The organism is Pseudomonas sp. ACN5 (genome assembly GCF_002303975.1).
In the GTDB taxonomy this organism is placed as follows: Bacteria; Pseudomonadota; Gammaproteobacteria; order Pseudomonadales; family Pseudomonadaceae; genus Aquipseudomonas; species Aquipseudomonas laurylsulfatiphila.
On the sequence record NZ_MRCP01000013.1, the window covers coordinates 43,610 to 61,525 of the forward strand.

General features: G+C 60.7%; 15 protein-coding genes. 9 read left to right on the plus strand and 6 right to left on the minus strand.

The genetic code is table 11. The features are described 5' to 3' along the window. Positions 1 to 85: 85 nt before the first annotated feature. Entirely contained in the window at positions 86 to 304 is a 219-nt protein-coding gene (locus BSF40_RS22470; protein WP_095966805.1) for a DUF2970 domain-containing protein, read from the plus strand. 6 nt (positions 305 to 310) lie between these two features. Here BSF40_RS22470 and BSF40_RS22475 read toward each other — a convergent pair whose 3' ends face one another. Further along, entirely contained in the window at positions 311 to 1,396 is a 1,086-nt protein-coding gene (locus BSF40_RS22475; protein ID WP_095966806.1) for an ABC transporter substrate-binding protein, read from the minus strand. 523 nt (positions 1,397 to 1,919) lie between these two features. Here BSF40_RS22475 and BSF40_RS22480 point away from each other — a divergent pair. After that, positions 1,920 to 3,578 (plus strand): nitrite/sulfite reductase, encoded by a 1,659-nt coding sequence (locus BSF40_RS22480; protein ID WP_095966807.1) that lies wholly within the window; start codon positions 1,920 to 1,922, stop codon positions 3,576 to 3,578. Beyond that, positions 3,562 to 4,056, plus strand: coding sequence for a DUF934 domain-containing protein (locus BSF40_RS22485; RefSeq protein WP_095966808.1), 495 nt, complete (start codon positions 3,562 to 3,564; stop codon positions 4,054 to 4,056). Before BSF40_RS22480 ends, BSF40_RS22485 begins: the two co-directional genes overlap by 17 nt. 52 nt (positions 4,057 to 4,108) lie before the next feature. On the opposite strand, the gene BSF40_RS22490 is transcribed toward BSF40_RS22485, so the two are convergent. Further along, on the minus strand, positions 4,109 to 7,996 hold the full coding sequence (locus BSF40_RS22490; protein ID WP_095966809.1) for a dermonecrotic toxin domain-containing protein: 3,888 nt from the start codon (positions 7,994 to 7,996) through the stop codon (positions 4,109 to 4,111). Positions 7,997 to 8,365: 369 nt separating this feature from the next. After that, positions 8,366 to 9,388, minus strand: coding sequence for a protease SohB (gene sohB / locus BSF40_RS22495; RefSeq protein ID WP_007976507.1), 1,023 nt, complete (start codon positions 9,386 to 9,388; stop codon positions 8,366 to 8,368). A gap of 201 nt (positions 9,389 to 9,589) precedes the next feature. On the opposite strand from sohB, the gene BSF40_RS22500 reads away from it, so the two are divergent. The 5 genes from BSF40_RS22500 to BSF40_RS22520 all read left to right on the plus strand — a co-directional run bounded on the left by BSF40_RS22500 (position 9,590) and on the right by BSF40_RS22520 (position 14,030). After that, on the plus strand, positions 9,590 to 10,300 hold the full coding sequence (locus tag BSF40_RS22500) for a histidine phosphatase family protein (RefSeq protein ID WP_015094879.1): 711 nt from the start codon (positions 9,590 to 9,592) through the stop codon (positions 10,298 to 10,300). A gap of 64 nt (positions 10,301 to 10,364) precedes the next feature. Next, the gene (locus BSF40_RS22505) at positions 10,365 to 10,679 is read left to right on the plus strand and encodes an SCP2 sterol-binding domain-containing protein (RefSeq protein WP_015094878.1); all 315 of its coding nucleotides are present in this window, start codon (positions 10,365 to 10,367) and stop codon (positions 10,677 to 10,679) included. Positions 10,680 to 10,838: 159 nt separating this feature from the next. Next, complete coding sequence (locus tag BSF40_RS22510; protein ID WP_095966810.1) at positions 10,839 to 11,702, plus strand: LysR family transcriptional regulator; 864 nt, start codon at positions 10,839 to 10,841, stop codon at positions 11,700 to 11,702. A 106-nt stretch (positions 11,703 to 11,808) separates the two neighbouring features. Further along, a complete protein-coding gene (locus BSF40_RS22515; RefSeq protein WP_095966811.1) occupies positions 11,809 to 12,954 on the plus strand; it encodes an SRPBCC family protein in 1,146 nt (381 codons plus the stop codon). Further along, a complete protein-coding gene (locus tag BSF40_RS22520; protein WP_095966812.1) occupies positions 12,951 to 14,030 on the plus strand; it encodes an SMP-30/gluconolactonase/LRE family protein in 1,080 nt (359 codons plus the stop codon). Before BSF40_RS22515 ends, BSF40_RS22520 begins: the two co-directional genes overlap by 4 nt. Before the next feature lie 275 nt (positions 14,031 to 14,305). On the opposite strand, the gene BSF40_RS22525 is transcribed toward BSF40_RS22520, so the two are convergent. After that, positions 14,306 to 14,539, minus strand: a complete 234-nt coding sequence (locus BSF40_RS22525; protein WP_095966813.1) for a DUF465 domain-containing protein — start codon at positions 14,537 to 14,539, stop codon at positions 14,306 to 14,308. Between BSF40_RS22525 and BSF40_RS32755 the strand changes: the two genes are divergently transcribed. After that, positions 14,538 to 14,714, plus strand: coding sequence for a hypothetical protein (locus BSF40_RS32755; RefSeq protein ID WP_158247832.1), 177 nt, complete (start codon positions 14,538 to 14,540; stop codon positions 14,712 to 14,714). The genes BSF40_RS22525 and BSF40_RS32755 overlap by 2 nt on opposite strands. Positions 14,715 to 14,829: 115 nt before the next feature. On the opposite strand, the gene BSF40_RS22530 is transcribed toward BSF40_RS32755, so the two are convergent. Both BSF40_RS22530 and BSF40_RS22535 read right to left on the minus strand, forming a co-directional pair. Then, complete coding sequence (locus BSF40_RS22530; RefSeq protein ID WP_095966814.1) at positions 14,830 to 16,941, minus strand: PAS domain-containing sensor histidine kinase; 2,112 nt, start codon at positions 16,939 to 16,941, stop codon at positions 14,830 to 14,832. Between the two features lie 226 nt (positions 16,942 to 17,167). Next, a complete protein-coding gene (locus BSF40_RS22535; RefSeq protein ID WP_095966815.1) occupies positions 17,168 to 17,857 on the minus strand; it encodes a GntR family transcriptional regulator in 690 nt (229 codons plus the stop codon). Positions 17,858 to 17,916 lie beyond the last annotated feature (59 nt).

Sequence of the window (17,916 nt, forward strand, 5' to 3'; positions counted from 1 at the left end):
CGCGAGCAAGCTCGCTCCCACATTTGTTTTGTGCAGGCTGTGTATTGTCTATGCTTGCCTCACACACATTCGTGGCGAGGGTTTTATGGACGATCCGGCCGACAACAAGCCGCCGAGCTTCTGGCAAATGCTGCACAGCGTCATGGCGGCGGCGTTCGGGGTGCAGAGCGGGAAGAACCGGGCCCGCGATTTCACGCACGGCAAGCCCAGTCATTTCGTGATTCTGGGGGTCCTGTTCACGGTGGTGTTTGCCTTGACGCTGTTCGGCATCGTCAAGCTGGTGCTACTCCTGGCCGGGGTTTGACGCGGCTCAGTGCATCAGGGTTTGCAGGGTGAACGGGTAACGCCAGGACGCGGGACGGCCCTTGGCCGAGAGTTTGTGAAAATCCACACCGAAGTCCTGGGTGGCCCCCATCGCCAGCAGTCGCCTGGCCTGTGCCCGGTCGATCAGTTGCAGCAACGGAATCTGCCGGTCACGGCCGCCGTACTGGCTGATGTCCACGCCTTCATCGTAGTCATGCAATTGCACCAGCGCCCAGCCACCCAGACTGAAGTGCCCGCCCAACAATACACTCAGGCGACGGTCCAGCAGTGCCTGCAACGCCTCGGGTGAATTGTTGATCGCGCCGAACAGCACGCCTTTGCCTGGCTCCCCGCCGGCCTCGACATACGCCTGCATCACACCGAACGCCATCTCGTCGTTCGCGGCCCAGACCAGCGACGTCTGCGGGTAGCGCTTGAACAACAACCTGGCCTGCTCGTAGGCGCGTTGCCGGGTCCAGCCGCCGTACACCAGTTGGCGCAAACGCACTTCGGGGTGCTCGGCCAAGGCACGCCGCAGGCCTTTCTCGCGATATTGCGCGGACGGGGTGACCTTCAAACCGGAAAAGGCCAGCAGTTCAATCGTCTGGCCGGGGGCCACCGGGCCGTGCTGCCGGATCAGTTCCTTGAGCATCAGGTAGCCGCCCTCCTCGTCATTGGGCACCAGGCTACCGAGCAAATCGGGATATTTGTCAGGCCGCGCGCCAATCAGTTTCATCTGATCCGCCGTCAGGGCATTGTTGACCATGAACAGCTTCACCCCGCTGCCTTTGGCCAGCCGCAGGACCTCGGGGGCGATGTATTGCTCGTTGACGAAGACCAGGTAATCGGGACGATGGTCGCCCTGAAGGGCTTCACGAGCCTGGCGGATGGTGTTTTCGGAGACGCGGTCGGAATACTGGATACGCAGGTCCATCCCCAGGTCCGTCGCCGCAGCCTGCATGAACTGCGAGTAACTCGCCCAGAACGCTTCCGTTGGGGTTCCCGGATTCAGGAACAGCACTGACGCCGCTTGGGCACAAGGTCCCACGACCATGCCCAGCGTCAGCAATACGCCATACAGAAACTTCAACATTGGTCGTCCGAGCCCCCGGAAATTCGCCGCGCATTATAGCCAGCGAAGGTCCGTAAAACGGCGATTTTTCCGGTTTTTGTCAGACAATCGTCGGAACCGGGCCCGGACGGGGTCGTTTATTGGTGGCTGACCCAGAAAACCGCCGTCCCCACGACCAGCATGATCAGGAACAAGATTGCCCAGGCATCTACAGTGCTATCGCTTTTCCGTGCTTTGGTTGGGTTGCTCATTGCATCGCCTCTTGTCGGTTTTATCGGTGATTGCATAAAGACTCGAGCAGAGTAAAGACGACGATTGCCCGCATCACAAACAGGGTCTTTGCCACAACGATTCTCATTAGGCGATTTGGTTCTTTACATATGCTCAAACATCACTTTTACGCATAACTGCAAACTGGTATCTTGCCCCGGCTCCGTAGGGAGTGCGCGGCCGTGCGCGCAGAATTGCCGAGGTTTTATCGGACGCCAGCCAGCCAAAAAACGCCGCTGTTTCCGACCGGCCCAAGCCTGAGAACAGGACTTATATGTACGTATACGACGAATACGATCAGCGGATCATCGAGGACCGCGTCAAGCAGTTCCGTGATCAGACCCGACGCTATCTGGCAGGCGAGCTGAGCGAAGAAGAATTCCGCCCTCTGCGCCTGCAAAATGGCCTTTATATCCAGCGTTTCGCGCCCATGTTGCGAGTCGCGGTGCCTTACGGCCAACTGACTTCGCGGCAAATGCGAATGATGGCCAAGATCGCCCGGGACTACGACAAGGGCTACGCCCACATCAGTACCCGGCAGAACGTGCAGTTCAACTGGCCGGCCGTGGAAGACATTCCGGACATTCTCGCTGAACTGGCCACCGTGCAGATGCACGCGATCCAGACCAGCGGCAACTGCCTGCGCAACGTCACCACCGACCAGTTTGCCGGTGTCGCCGCCGACGAACTGATCGATCCGCGCCCATGGTGCGAGATCGTGCGCCAGTGGACGACTTTCCACCCGGAATTCGCCTACCTTCCGCGCAAGTTCAAGATCGCCGTCAACGGTTCGACTTCCGACCGCGCCGCCATCGAAGTCCATGACATCGGCCTTGAGCCGGTGCACAACGCCGCTGGCGAATTGGGCTTCCGTGTGCTGGTCGGTGGTGGCCTGGGCCGTACGCCGGTGGTGGGTGCATTCATCAATGAGTTCCTGCCGTGGCAAGACCTGTTGAGCTACCTCGACGCCATCCTGCGGGTCTACAACCGCTATGGCCGTCGCGACAACAAGTACAAGGCGCGGATCAAGATCCTGGTGAAAGCGCTGACGCCTGAAGTCTTCGCACAGAAAGTCGACGCGGAAATGGAGCACCTGCGCGGTGGCCAGACCACGCTGACCGAAGCCGAAGTGCAGCGCGTCGCCAAACATTTCGTCGACCCGGACTACAAGGCGCTGGACAACCAGTCCGCCGCCCTGGCCGAGCTCGACCTGCAGCACCCGGGCTTCTCCCGCTGGCGCGCACGCAACACCCTGGCCCACAAGAAACCGGGCTACGTGGCCGTGACCTTGTCCCTCAAGCCTACCGGCGTTGCACCGGGCGACATCACCGACAAACAGCTCGACGCCGTGGCCGACCTGGCCGAGCGTTACAGCTTCGGTCAACTGCGTACCTCCCACGAGCAGAACATCATTCTGGCCGACGTCGAGCAGGACAAGCTGTTCGTCCTGTGGGGCGAGCTGCGCGAGCAAGGCTTCGCCACGCCGAACATCGGCTTGCTGACCGACATCATCTGCTGCCCGGGTGGCGACTTCTGCTCCCTGGCCAATGCCAAGTCGATCCCGATCGCCGAATCGATCCAGCGCCGTTTCGACGACCTGGACTATCTGTTCGACATCGGCGAGCTGGACCTGAACATCTCCGGTTGTATGAACGCTTGCGGCCACCACCACGTGGGCCACATCGGCATCCTCGGGGTGGACAAGAAAGGCGAAGAGTTCTATCAGGTTTCCCTCGGCGGCAGCGCCAGCCGTGACGCCAGCCTGGGCAAGATCCTCGGCCCGTCCTTTGCCCAGGAAGCCATGCCTGACGTGATCGAAAAGCTGATCGACGTGTACATCGAACAACGTACCGAAGACGAACGCTTCATCGACACCTATCAGCGTATTGGTATCGACCTCTTCAAGGAGCGTGTCTATGCAGCGAATCATTAAGAACAACGAGGTCGTCGACGAGACCTGGCACCTGCTGCCCAAGGACTTCAGCATCGACGAGATCACCAACTGCGACGACTACATCGTGCCGTTGCAGTTGTGGCGCGAACACAGCCGTATGCTCATGGCCCGCGACGGCGGCCTGGGCATCTGGCTTGACGCCGATGAAGAAGCCGAGGAAATCGGTGAAGACGTCGCGCAGTTCCAGGTCATTGCCCTGAACTTCCCGGCATTCACCGATGGCCGCAACTACTCCAACGCCCGCCTGCTGCGTGACCGTTACGGTTTCAAGGGCGAATTGCGGGCCATTGGTGACGTGCTGCGTGACCAGCTGTTCTACATGCATCGCTGTGGTTTCGACGCGTTTGCCATTCGCCCCGACAAGGATCCGCACGAAGCCCTTGAAGGTCTCAAGGACTTCTCGGTGAGCTATCAGGCCGCGACCGACGAACCGCTGCCGCTGTTCCGTCGCCGCTGACCGTCACCCCTTGGACCCCGGCCCCGGGGTTCAAGGGGGTTTACCCTTCGCGCTAGAACACCGGATGTTCCACCAGCGGAATCGGCCGCCCCATGGCGACCCAGTCACGGTATAGCCGGACTCGTTCTTCCAGCACCACGAACATCCTGAACGGGTTTTCTGCATCGCCAACCCGCGTTTCGATACTCTGACGCAACCAGCCCCACAACTCCTCTGACGTATCCGCTTCGTGCAGCAAGTGCCACACACGCGCCTGCAGCGACAGATAGCCGACCTGGAAATCCGCCGTCAGGCGCAATCCATCCATGACCCGAAGCAACGCACTGCCCGATGGCTTGACGGCCAGTCGTTGCCAGATCTGTTGCCGCGCTTCGCGCACACTTTCGTCGCCCTCCTCCAGCCAGGGTGTCGCACTGCCGTAATCGGCACCCGGTTCACTCAGCCACAAGTTGATGCCGGTACGCTCGCGATGATCGACCAGGCGCAGCAAGGTATCTTCATCCGTCAGCGGATTACCCCACAGTTTCACCCGGTCCCGGGAGACCGCCTGATTCAGTATCGATTGGGGAACCCGGCTGATGCGGTTGCCTCGCAAGTCGAGCGAGGTGAAGTACGGCTGATCGGTGATGCCTATCGGACAACGGCTGATCCCGGTGTTTCTCAGGTTCAATACACGCAACTCATTGAGGCCCAGGACAACGGGCGGGACGGTCAAGGGGTTGTCACTCAGGTCCAGCGTTTGCAAGCTCACCAGATCACCCAATTGTGCAGCCGTGTTCTCCTGAAACTGCAGCAAAGTGGTACTCAGGTTGAGCGTAGTGAGACGGGTCATTTGCCGAATCGGTGGAGGCAACACACCTTCCAGTACGCCGTCTGCGTTGAGTAGACGCAGGTCGACACGCTCCAGGTTCAGGGAACGCAGGTTCGGAAAACTTTCGAGAAAGGCGCTCAGGCTCTCGCGCTCGACCAGGTGCAGGCCCAGCATCGATAACTCGACGACCTCATTGAAGCGTACGTTCATCGTCGGCAACCGATGGTAGTCCTCGAAAGCCAGGTCCAGCCTGTACCCGGAGAACGCCTCACCCGACATCACTCTATTGATCCGGGGCGCGCATTTTTGCCAGATGCTCATCAGTTCATCGCCCAGTTCGGTCCGAGTTTCACGCTCGTAATCGATCACGGTTTGCAGCAGTTGGACATTGTGCGCCGCCACCTGCCCCAGGGTCATGCCCTCTGCTTCATCATCGCCAACGGACAGAAAATCGATGTCCATGTCATCGGCATCCAGCACGGACTGGTCGATCCACTGACGCAGATCGGCATGCAACTGCTGCATCTGCGCAATCAGGCGATCCACCAGTGCCTGAGCCCCGGCACCCGCTTCAATCAGCAACTCATCCGCCTGGGCATCAGTGAAATCCGGATACAGATCCTTGATCTGCAGACGCATGACTCCATGGGACAGCTCTGCGGCCTGTGGCGTGTTCGGGAAGCCGCCACCGCGCAATCCCAAGGCTTCGAAAGGCAACCGCGAATCCATTCGATTCAAGCCCAGTATCAACTCGGAACGGGCCAAGGCATGACCGCCAATGCGCAACCGCAACTCGCTGGCAGCATCCGGCGAGTGAAGCGACATCGCCGTACGTTCCTCCACGGACAAGAGGTCGAGCAGCGCGGTAAACAGGTCCGAACCCTCGCCGTCGCTAGCCGCCACCGCGGTGTATCGATAGCGGTTACCGACCTTGATCAAACGCCGGCAATCCATGGAATCGAGCGGACCGCAGCGGTCCAGGACACGGCCACTGATTGCCCCGTCGAGTACCTCGATGCGCAGGCCTTGCGGCCAGTCGGGCAGGCGATGCAGGGAGTGCAGTGCCAGGACATCGGTGTCGGGATGCAGGACCGAACGCAAGTACAAGCCTTCATAGGCCCGGTTGAGTCGTACATGCTGTTGGTAGTCCCGCGATTTGTTGTCCAGTCGCTTGAGCAATTGCAGCGCCTCGTCAGCGTCGAAGGGCTGATGGATGTCGACTCCCGAACGGTCGAGGATTTGCTCCACGGCGCCTTTCGGCAATCCTGGGTATTCGCGCTGAAACAGGCGAACCCATTCCTGCTCCGAGTGCTGGAGCGCCTGATAGCGGGTGTTGAACAATCCGGCCCGTGCTTGCGCATCGGTGACGCCTTCGAGTTCCTGATCGAGCTTGAAGCGCGTGATGGTATCGGCCAGCAGCGGCGTTGGCGGGCGACCTGCCTGCATCAGGCGCAGCATATCGTCGTCGACCGTGCTGACCCGGGCGATCTGCCCCAGTACCTCATCACTGAAGGCAGCATGGGGTGCGCACACCTCACGCAACAGCGCTACTCGGGTCGACACCGGCACCGGAGTCGATCCGGCTACGGGCTTGGCCGGCGTTCCGGGATGCGGCTCGCTCGCGGGTTCTCCAGACTCGTTCACGGTTCCGGCGATTTTTTCTTCGCCCTTGAGTGCCACCACGGCCCCGACCAGCGGGAGCGCATTGAGCAAGCCGAACACGGTGCGCGTCACGCCCTCGGAGCGCTGCTCCGGTGTCTTGCCGTTGATGGCCTGATCGAGGCCATAACCGGCGTCGATCAGGCCGGCCAGCACCAGGACGCCCTCGCCTCCCGGAATGAACAATGCCAATGGCCCCAACCGGTTGATCCAGCGCACCAGCGGTTCCACCACCGCGCTCAGGTTGTCGCGATTGACCTGGGCATCGTCACGGATGGTTTTGACGCTGGCCATCGAGGCCTGCTTCATGGTCAGCACCAGTTGCGCGAACGGATCGGTGTCGGAGTGAGCTCGCTCAAGATCGATGTAATCCTGCGGGTCCCAGAAACCGTCGTCGTTGAAGAGCCCGGCGCTCCTTTTCAGCCAGTGTTCGTTCGGGTAAACCGCCATGCCCTCCAGCGCGGTCGACACGCCCGCATGGAAGGTGCCGTCTTCCCGATCGTTCTCGGCAAAATGCGCGAGCAGCGCCTGGCGTGTGGCCGGTACCTGGCCCTGGGCCACGATCCATTGGCGCAGGTGTCGCCAGTCGGTGAATTCATGCAAGGGTGAGGAGTTGCCCGGGATATTCAGCAGGACCTTGCCGCTGTGACGGTGGCAATAACACCAGATATCGTCCGACGTGTAGCGATAGATCGTCAGCCGACCGGCCTCGATCGGCGCGCCGACACGCGTCGGCGCCTGTAGCTGATCGAGGGTCAACGCACTCCACGCCTGCCCCGCTGGCAAGCCGGCGGCCTGCATGGCCAGGGCCAGGCCTTCCTGACTCAAACTGCCCTCCTGCTGTTGCAGGCAGGCGCTCATGATGAAGGCGGCCTTGGCCGAGGTTCTCAAGTCGTAAGGCTGCGCCTGGACGATTCGCTTATCGGAGGGCCAGGTGCGATCAAGGTAAGCCTGATAGCGGGTTTGCAAATCCAGCTCCCACACCCACTGTTTGAACGCCGCCGGCCTGAGGGCAATTTGCGTTGCCGGTCCATACTCCTGGGGCGTGGTCTGGCGATAAATGCCTTCATAGGTATGGTGGTTGCCATTGCCGTGGTCGGCGAACTCATCGACCTGCTCCACGATGCGAATGGACGGGCCGACATCGGGGGGTGTGTACAAGCCAAACACGCTTTCGGCGAAGCGCCCGTCGCCGACGGTCTGGTAGTTCTGCAGCAACGCCTGGACCAGGGTTTGGGTACTCGCCACCTGACCTTGCTCGATGCCGTCCTGCGGCGGATGCCCGCGGTAGCGGTAATCCAGGGTGACCAACAGCGCGGTTGGCGGGTCGATGTCTTGCCCCCATTTCTCCCTGATCAACTGCGCACCGAACTGCTCGGGTGATTGCGGTAAGGCCGCGCTCACCACAGATTGCAGTGTTTCGCGCAGCGGCGCAGGCTGGGGATTTAGCGGTGTCTGATGGTCATTCATGTGCATTCCATGGCAACTGTTTTTTGGAACACCAACATACCCAGCCGCCGCGTTGCCGAAAGCAGGAACGATCGCCTGACGCCTTCAGAGATTTCGCCGTGCCGTGGAAGACATCGGGCAAGCGTTCGCAGGCAAAAAAAGATTCCCGGGTACCTGTAGGAGCCAGCCTGCTGGCGATGGACTCCAGTGCGCCGCGCTAATCCAGTTCACACGCGTAATCGTTAACGACCATCGCTGCGATGCGGCGGCCCGACAAGCCAGCTCCCACAAGGGATCGCGCCCGCGCGGCCTCCAAACAACTGAAAACACCCCACAAAAAAAACCGGGGCAAATGCCCCGGCTGGATGTTTGGCAAAATTTCCTGGCCCGCTACCAGAAACGTTGCTGGGTCAAACGGCTCCACCAACTCAACAGCACGCGATCAACCGAGCCGCTGGCGGCCATGCCGATGCGCTCCGGCAGGCTTTTGCGTTCGGCGTAATGCAAGTGGTAGAGCTCGGACTTGCTGGCGCGCTCGGCGAGGTATTCATCGCTGGTCTTGAGTTCGTCGACCAGGTGCTTGTCCAGCGCCGCGACGCCGAGCCAGATTTCGCCGGTGGCCACTTCATCAATCGCCAGTTGCGGACGGTAGCGCGACACGAAGTTCTTGAACAGTTGATGGGTGATGTCCAGGTCTTGCTGGAACTTCTCCCGGCCCTTCTCGGTGTTTTCGCCAAACACGGTCAGGGTGCGTTTGTATTCACCGGCGGTCAGCACTTCGAAGTCGATGTCGTGCTTTTTCAGCAGGCGATTGACGTTGGGCAACTGCGCCACCACGCCAATCGAGCCGAGGATCGCGAACGGTGCGCTGATGATTTTCTGGCCGATGCACGCCATCATGTAGCCACCGCTGGCCGCGACCTTGTCGATGCACACGGTCAGGGGCACGCCGGCTTCGCGGATACGCGCCAGTTGCGAGGAGGCCAGGCCGTAGCTGTGAACCATGCCGCCGCCGCTTTCCAGGCGCAGGACCACTTCGTCCTTGGGCGTGGCAAGGGTCAGCAAGGCCGTGATTTCGTGGCGCAGGCTTTCGGTGGCCGAAGCCTTGATATCGCCGTTGAAATCGAGCACGAACACCCGGGGTTTGACCTCGGTTTTTTTCTTCTGCTTCTTGTCGGTCTTGGCCTGGGTCTTGCGCAGGGCCTTGAGCTGGTCCTTGTCGAGCAAGGTTTGCTCCAGGCGTTCGCGCAGCCCTTTGTAGAAATCATTGAGCTTGCTGACCTGCAACTGGCCGGACGACTTGCGCCGCCCCTTGCTGCGCAGGGCCGCAAAACTGGCCAGGACCACCAGAATGGCGATCACCAGGGTCACGGTCTTGGCCAGAAAAATGGCGTACTCGGAAAAAAACTCCACGGGGACTCCTCAAACGATGCGCGGCTTGAACGCGCGCGGGATACCTCCAGCATACCCATGCGTCGACCTTGCGACCAGCCGTGAAACCTCTGGCAACGGGCCTGTAACAAGCATTTCAAACAAGCGTATGTTTTTTCATTGACAGCTCACCGCCATCCTCATAACCTCGCCAAACCTTCAACGTACCGGGATGACGCGGACGTGGGCAGTATCTATTTGATTCGACATGGCCAGGCCTCCTTCGGTGCAGACGACTACGACGTCCTGTCGCCGACCGGCATTCGTCAGGCTGAAATCCTTGGCCGGCACCTGGCCGAACTCGGGATCAGCTTCGACCGCTGCCTGGCAGGGGATCTGCGCCGCCAGCAGCACACGGCCAACAGCGCGCTGGAACAATTCGCCGCGGTGGGCCTGCCGGTGCCGCTGCTGGAAACCGACTCCGCCTTCAACGAATTCGACGCCGATGCGGTGATCCGCGCGCTGTTGCCGGCCATGTTGCCGGACGAACCCGAAGCGCTGAACATCTTGCGCAACGCCGCGCAAAACCGTGGCGAGTTCCAGCGTATCTTCGCCCTGATTATCGAACGCTGGCTCGCCGGTACCTACGACACACCGGGCCTGGAAAGCTGGCTGGGGTTTGTCGAGCGGGTGCGGGCCGGCTTGCATCGCATTCTCGACCAGGCCGACAACACCCAGAAAATCGCCGTGTTCACGTCCGGCGGCACCATCACCGCCCTGCTCCACCTGATTACCCAAATGCCTGCCCGGCAGGCCTTTGAATTGAACTGGCAAATCGTCAACACCTCGCTCAACCAGCTGAAGTTTCGTGGTCGCGAGGTGTCGCTGGCTTCCTTCAACAGTCATGCGCACCTGCAACTGTTGAAGGCCCCGGAACTCATCACGTTTCGCTGAGTCCGGACTATTGTGACCCTGGCAGTAATCACCCTGCTCTTATTACCCAAGAAAGGATCGAACCATGACCTCCGTAGCAGACGCCGTACAAGCAATGAAAGCCAAGTTCAACCCAGCCGCTGCTGCCGGTCTGGACCTGGTCTTCGGTTTCCGCATCGACGACACCAAGAACTTCTCGCTGATCGTCAAAGACCAGACTTGCGAGCTGCAGGAAGGCGAAAACCCGGACGCCCAGGTGACTCTGGTGATGGACGGCGAAACCCTGGAAGGCATCGTCGACGGTTCGACTGACGGCATGCAAGCGTTCATGGGCGGCAAACTGCGCGCTGAAGGCGACATGATGCTGGCCATGAAACTGTCCGAGCTGTTCCCGTCGTAAGCACCTGGCTCCCGGCCTTCGGGAGCGTGCCTGCTGCAAACGAATCCCGCCCCTAGGGGCGGGATTCGTCGTTTTTGCCTGCCCTGTGGCGAGGGGTATGAGTGGTGCCTGTGAGGTTTGTGCTCTTACAATGCCTCAACCTCCCACACCGGCCACCCCATGGACATCGACCTCGCCCGCACTTTCCTCGAAATCGTCCGCCATGGCAGCCTGGCTGCCGCCGCGCAAAAGCTCCATGTCACCCAGACCGCGATCACCGCGCGGGTGCAGAAACTCGAGAGCCAACTGGGCAGTACCCTGTTCGTGCGCAACCGTGCCGGTGCTCGCCTGACGCCCAACGGTGAAGCATTCGTGGTGTACGCCAACCAACTGGTGCAAACCTGGGACGCCGCGCGGCGTGATCTGCCCTTGCCCGAGGGTTATCGCGATGTGCTGCACATCGGTGGCGAGGTGAGCCTGTGTAACCCGCTGATGCTCGGCTGGGCCGGCGAAATCCGCAAGCACATCCCCAGCCACGCCCTGCGCATGGAAATCCATGACGGAGAAAACCTCCTGCGCCAACTGGAGTTGGGCGTTCTGGATGCTGCGCTGGTGTATCAGCCCGAGTATTGGCCGCGTTTGCAGGTCGAGCAGGTACTCGAAGAAAAACTGATTCTCGTGCGCCTGGCCGACAGGCCCGATCCTTATGTGTACATCGATTGGGGCGCCGAATTCCGGCGCCAGCACGATGCCGCCCTGCCGGAAAAAGCCAAGGCTGCGCTGAGTTTCAATCTCGGTCCGTTGGGCCTGCAATACCTTCTCGAAAACGGCGGCAGTGGTTACTTCCGCACCCGTGTCGTGCAGAGTTATCTCGATAGCGGTGCCCTGGAACGGGTGCCCAAGGCTCCGGAGTTCAGCTACCCGACCTATCTGGTCTACTCCCGCGACCGTGACTCGCCGACGCTGCAACGCGCCTTCGACCTGCTGCGCGAGGTGATCGATTCCGACGAAGACTGGTCGCAACGCTGGGACCCGCTGACTTGAGACCGGTTTGCACCGGATCATGGCCGTTGTGTCCTCAAGGTTCGCCCCGCCAGAACAGCGCAATCGACTAATCTGCAGGAGATAACAATAACGACAGGTGATTGCAGTGAGGCAGACCACCGAAGGATTCCGCAGCCGCTACCGCGCCGCCATTCATCCGCTCTACAACCCTTGGCTGCACGGCGCTTTTGTCCTGTTGTTCGGGGCGCTGGCGATCAGCGCTTTCTGGAGCAACGTGCATCAGGTACAGCCGGCTCAATGGCTTGCGGTGCCCGTCACGCTGCTAGTGTTCAACCTCGGCGTGTACATGGTGCATCGCCACCTGGGGCATCATAAAAAACGCTTCGCCCGGCTGTTTTATGCCCGTCACGCGGGCGACCACCACAGTTTTTTCACCCCAGGCCACATGACCTACGACAGCGCCCGCGACTGGCGGGTGATCCTGTTTCCGGCCTGGCTGATCGTACTGCACACACTCGCCGTGGCCCTGCCCCTCTGGTGGCTGCTCAAGCACATCGATACCAACGTCGCCGGACTGGTCGGCGGCGTTCTTGTCCTCGGCTACCTGGCTTATGAAGTGTTCCATGCCTGCGAGCATCTGCCGTCGCGCAACCCGGTCACACGGCTGCCGTGGATCCGCCAGATGCGCCGGCTGCACGAACTGCACCACCGCCGCGAACTGATGCAGGAGCGCAATTTCAACATCGTTTTCCCGCTGATGGACTACCTGTTCGGCACCCTCTATTGGGAGCCGGAGCCCGTGCCGCTCAACCCGACGAGAACGCCCATGACCCGCATGCAGCATCAGATTGTCATTGCCGGACACCCGATTGATGTATTGGCCTACGCCAGCACCGTGACCCTTTGGCCGCAATGGCACCCGTCGTCGCTGCACATCGATGGGCCCAAAGGTCCATTGCAAGCCGGCGCACGTTTCGAGGAGGACATCCGCGCCGGCGGTCGTGAAGGACACTTGCGCTGGGAAGTGGCGCAGTACCTGCCCGGCCAGCGCTGGAGCGCGCGTGCCCAGGGTGACCATGGCCTGTCGCTGGTGGTCACCTACGAATGCGAAGCCCTGGGCAAGGACACACGTTTCGTCCGCACCCTGGAGTACCAATTCAGCGGCCTGGCGATGCGGATTGCCAACCGGTTGTTGCTCAAGCGACGCATCGACCGGGAATCGGCGGCGTCGATGCAAGCGTTGCGCGAGATGGCGCAGAAATACCTGGTGGCAACCGGAGTCAACGCGTGAGCAGAATCCTCAAATGCCTGCTGCTGGTCTTTGTCGTCATCGGCGCCTTCCTGCTGCTGATGCCGACCAAGGTGCGACCGGTGGCCTGGACGCCACAACCCGCGCCGTCCCTCTCCAGCGGAGTCTACGCCGACAATCAGCGCCTCAAAGGCATGGAGCGCGTCGGTGCCGCCGACATCGACGGGCCGGAAGCCCTGTTGCTGGAAAACGACACGCTCATCACCGGCCTGCACGACGGGCGCCTGATCCGCACCAGCCTGGATGGCAAGACCACCAAAGTCCTGGCCGACACCGGTGGCCGGCCACTGGGCCTGGCCCGGCATCCCAATGGCCTGCTGGTGATCGCCGATGCCGTCAAGGGTTTGTTGTCCCTCGACGCCCAGGGTCGCCTGGTGGCCTTGACCACAGAGGCCGGCGGCGTTCCCTTCGGTTTTACCGATGATGTGGTCATAGACAAACCCGGTCACTACGCTTATTTCAGCGATGCTTCGAGCCGCTTCGGTTATGGCCACGACGGTGAGGCCGTGCTCGAACACGGTGGTGACGGTCGATTGCTGCGCTACGACTTCCAGACCGGCAAAACGGCGGTTGTGCTGGACAAGCTGGAGTTTGCCAACGGCGTGGCCCTGGGACCGGACGATGCCTACGTGCTGGTCAATGAAACCGGCGCCTACCGCATCAGCCGCTATTGGCTCAGCGGCCCCAAGGCCGGCACCCAAGACCTGTTCATCGACAACCTGCCGGGCCTGCCGGACAACCTGTCGTTCAATGGTCACGACCGGTTCTGGGTGGCATTGTATGCCCCTCGAAATGCCCTGCTCGACGGCACGGCGGCGCATCCGTTCGTGCGCAAGATGATCGTGCGAGCCATGACCGTCCTGCCCAAACCGGTGGAAAAGCGCGGGTTCGCCCTGGGCCTGGACCTTGAAGGCAAGGTGATCGCCAACCTGCAGGACGCCAGCACCGACAACTACTCACCGATCACCACGGTGCGCGAGTATGGGGACTGGTTGTATTTCGGTTCACTGAAGGCACAGAACATGGCGCGGTTGCCTTTGAGCAAGGCGTTGCAATAAACAGTGCACCGGTCTGAATTCACCGTAGAACCCCTGTGGGAGCGGGCTTGCTCGCGAAGGCGTCAGCACATTCAACATCGACATTGACTGGCAGGCCCCATTCGCGAGCAAGCCCGCTCCCACAGGGGACAGCGTTCAGTTCACCGGGATATTCGGGCCGGGTCGTGAGGCACCTCGTTGAGAGCCGTAATATCGGTCTCTGAGCATTCGAGGTGCCGGTTCTGGTGGTCCTTCCAACTTTCCAGTCACCGATCGTCGGTGTCAGGCACGCTGGATCAGGACCGTAACTGGAGTTGTTTGACGATCTTGTCCTTGACCTCCAAGCGCTTCGCCTTGAGCTTCGTCACCGCATCATCGCTGGATTTGGCTTCCTCCGCTTTCACCACTTCGGCATCAGCCAGGGAATACTTGTTGATCAGTGAATCCAGTAACGGATCCTTGGTGCGTTTCTGCTGGATTTCTTCCTTTGTGCAACTCAGATCCTGAAAAAGGTCATGGGGCACCGGCATGGAACACCTCCGTTTGTTAATCGGTAGCAAACGCCGACTGATTGCGTTCACCAACTATCAGAATGGCCTCGGTTGGCCCGTTCTGTCGACCATCTGTCAGACCAGCGGTGCCCGTTCGTCGTCCTGTCGCAAATGCGATAAAACCTTTGTCTGCACCGCCGCCTCCACCGGTTAACGATCACTCGATCACCTTTGAAAACCTGTGTGGAGAATCACCGATGGACAGACTCAACGTGCGTTACCTGGCCCTCATAGCTGACTGACGCTGCGCCGCGCCATCGCTGGCCTTGTCACCCGTTAAGAACGGTCCGCACCATTTGCGTCAACGCTTCAGGACTGTAGGGTTTGCTGAGCAAATGGGTATCCGGGCTAAGCTGGTGATTGCGCGAGATGATGTCGCGGGTATGCCCCGAAGTGAACAGCACCGCCACCGGCGGCTCCTGCACCTTCGCCCAGGCCGCCAGGTCCGAACTCTTGATCAGGCCGGGCATGACCACGTCGGTGAATATCAGGTCCACCGTCACCCCTTCCAGCAACATTTGCATGGCAGCGTCTGCGTTGGTGGCCGTGAGGACTTGATAGCCCTCCTCGCACAACAACTCCACCGCCGACACTCTCACGGCCTCATTGTCCTCGACCACCAGGATGCGTTCGTGCCCGCCCCGTTGCGGCATATCGGGGCCCGGCGTTTCACTGGGTACCGCGCGCAAGGTGCGCGGAAAGTACAACTGCACCCGGGTCCCCCGCCCCACGTCACTGGCGATTTCGATATGACCGCCACTCTGTTTGACGAAGCCAAACACCATGCTCAAACCCAAACCGGTGCCCTGTCCATCGGCCTTGGTGGTGAAGAATGGCTCGAACACCTGGGCCAGCACCTGCGGCGGCATGCCGACACCGGTATCCGTCACGGACACCCGCACATAGTCCCCCGGGGATATGCCCCTACCGGCGCAAAACTTGCGATCGAGGACGATGTTTTCCGCGCACAGGTCAATCCTGCCCTCGCCTTGAAGGGCGTCACGGGCATTGATCGCCAGATTGAGAATGGCGTTTTCCAGTTGGTTGCGATCAACAAACACATTCCAGGAATCTTCGGGTGCCGTCATGTGAACCTGAAGGGTTTCACCCAGGGCACGCAGCAACAACTCCGCCAGGCCATCGAAAATCTGCCGCAATGTGAAGACCGCGGGCGACAAGGGTTGGCGGCGGGCGAACGCGAGCAATTGCGAGGACAGCTTGGCACCGCGCTCGACAGCGGCAATCGACGCCGAGACCCGGCGCTGCACATTGGCGTTACCTCGCTCATGGCGCGCCAGCAAGTGCAGGTTGCCGGCGATCACTTGCAACAGGTTGTTGAAGTCATGGGCCACACCGCCGGTGAGGCCGCCGATGGCTTCCAGCTTCTGTGACTGGCGCAATTGTTCTTCCGCCGCCAGCCGCGCCTCGACCTCGTCGGCCACCCGGTGCTCCAGGTTGCGGGTGAACTTGAGCAGGGACTCTTCGGCGGTCTTGCGTTCGTGGATGTCGATCAGCACGCCGGGGAAACGAAACGCCTCGCCCTGTTCATTGAACTCGCAACAGCCACTGGCGAGTACCCAGAGGTAACTGCCGTCGGGGCGCCGAATCCGGTATTCGACGTTATAGGGCTCGCCCGTCTCCACCGACAATTTGACGCGTTCCCGGACCCAGCTGCGGTCATCTGGATGGATGCGGCTTTCTGCGATTTCCTGGGACAGGTTTTCCAGGTCTTGCCCGAGGGGATAGGAAAACGTGCGGGCAAAACGCTCATCGCCCGACAGCACGTTGGCCTTGATGTCCCAGACAAAAGAGCCGAGCAATGCACCGGCGTTCAGCGCCAGGCGCACCCGTTCGTTGTCGGCGCGGTAGGCGTTTTCAGCCGCCTGTCGCCGACGTTCGGAGATCACCCGATCCGTGGTTTCCACCACCATGGCCATGACCCCGGCCGGGCGTCCGTCATCGTCGGCTACCGGGCTGTAGTAGAGGTCCATCCAGACATCTTCCGGAACCCCGTCACGCAGCAGCACCAGTTCTTTGTTGCGATAGGACAAGGTGCCGCCCGCCAGGCAGGTGTCGACCACGTGGCGATTGAATTCGGCGACTTCTGGCCAACCCAGTTCCACGGCGGAGCCGAGCAGGTACGGATGACGCCCACCGGCAAACTTGGAATAAGCGTCGTTATAGATCATGTACCCGGACTGGCCCCAGAGCATCACCATCGGCAGCGGCGAGGCGAGCATCAACTGCACCGCGCTGCTCAGGCTCCTGGACCATGAGTCGAGCGGACCCAGTTCGGTCCGGCTCCAATCGAACGCACGAATGCGCCCGGCCATTTCGCCGCTCCACCCGGCACACCCGTGGCTATCCGCTAGAAACTGCATCGGCTGGCTCTATCCCGGTAAATGGCACCCGTTTGTTTCGAGCATGCTGCACGCGATTCTTTTCATAGAGGTATAGCTGATTCTGGCGGGCCACCGGAGATCCCCTGTGGGAGCGGGCTTGCTCGCGAAAGCGGTGTGTCATTCAACATATTCGTCTGCTGATACACCGCTTTCGCGAGCAAGCCCGCTCCCACATTTTGGTCCTCAGTAACCGAGAGACCGTGCACTACACCTCAATCAAATGCTTGAGCGGGTTGTAACTGCTTTTCAGGGTCGCTGCGACATCGAGAATGGCCTTCTCGATGCCATTCAAATGCATGCAGGTCAGCTCGATGGCCGCGCTCTGGTTGCCCGCTTCGATGTACTCGATCAACCGCAGGTGTTCATCGTCGCGGCAGGCTTCGTGGCTGTCGTCATCGAGCGCGGCGGCATACAGCGAGGCCCGGGAAATCAGCTTCTGGAACCAGTCGAGCAGCACCGGGTTGTTCAGGCTGCGGGCCAGCTTGATGTGGAACTCGCCGAGCAGGTGAATCAGCCGTTCGTGATCACCGCTTTGATGCGCTTCATCTTCCAGCAGCAGGTGATCGCGCAGATCCTGGGTCACCGCCGTATCGCGGCGACGGCACAGTTCACTGACGATGCCGATCTCGACCAGGCGCCGGGTTTCGAACAGTGAGCGGATCTCCTCGTCACTGGGCAATGACACCGATGCACCTTTATTGGGCTCGGTGGTGACCAACCCATCGGCCTCCAACTGCTTGAGCGCGGCCCGCACAGACGTGCGGCTGACGTTGAACAGCTCGGCCAGCGAGGCTTCGCCCAGCTTCATCCCCGGACGCAACGAACGCTTGCTGATCGCCTCGTAAACCCCTTGGTAGACGCGGTCGACCGTGGTTTCCAGTTTCTTTTCCGCCATTCATCAACTCCTTGCGCCCTGTGCAAACAACCCTGGCGAATGATCAGCCTTCGAAAAAG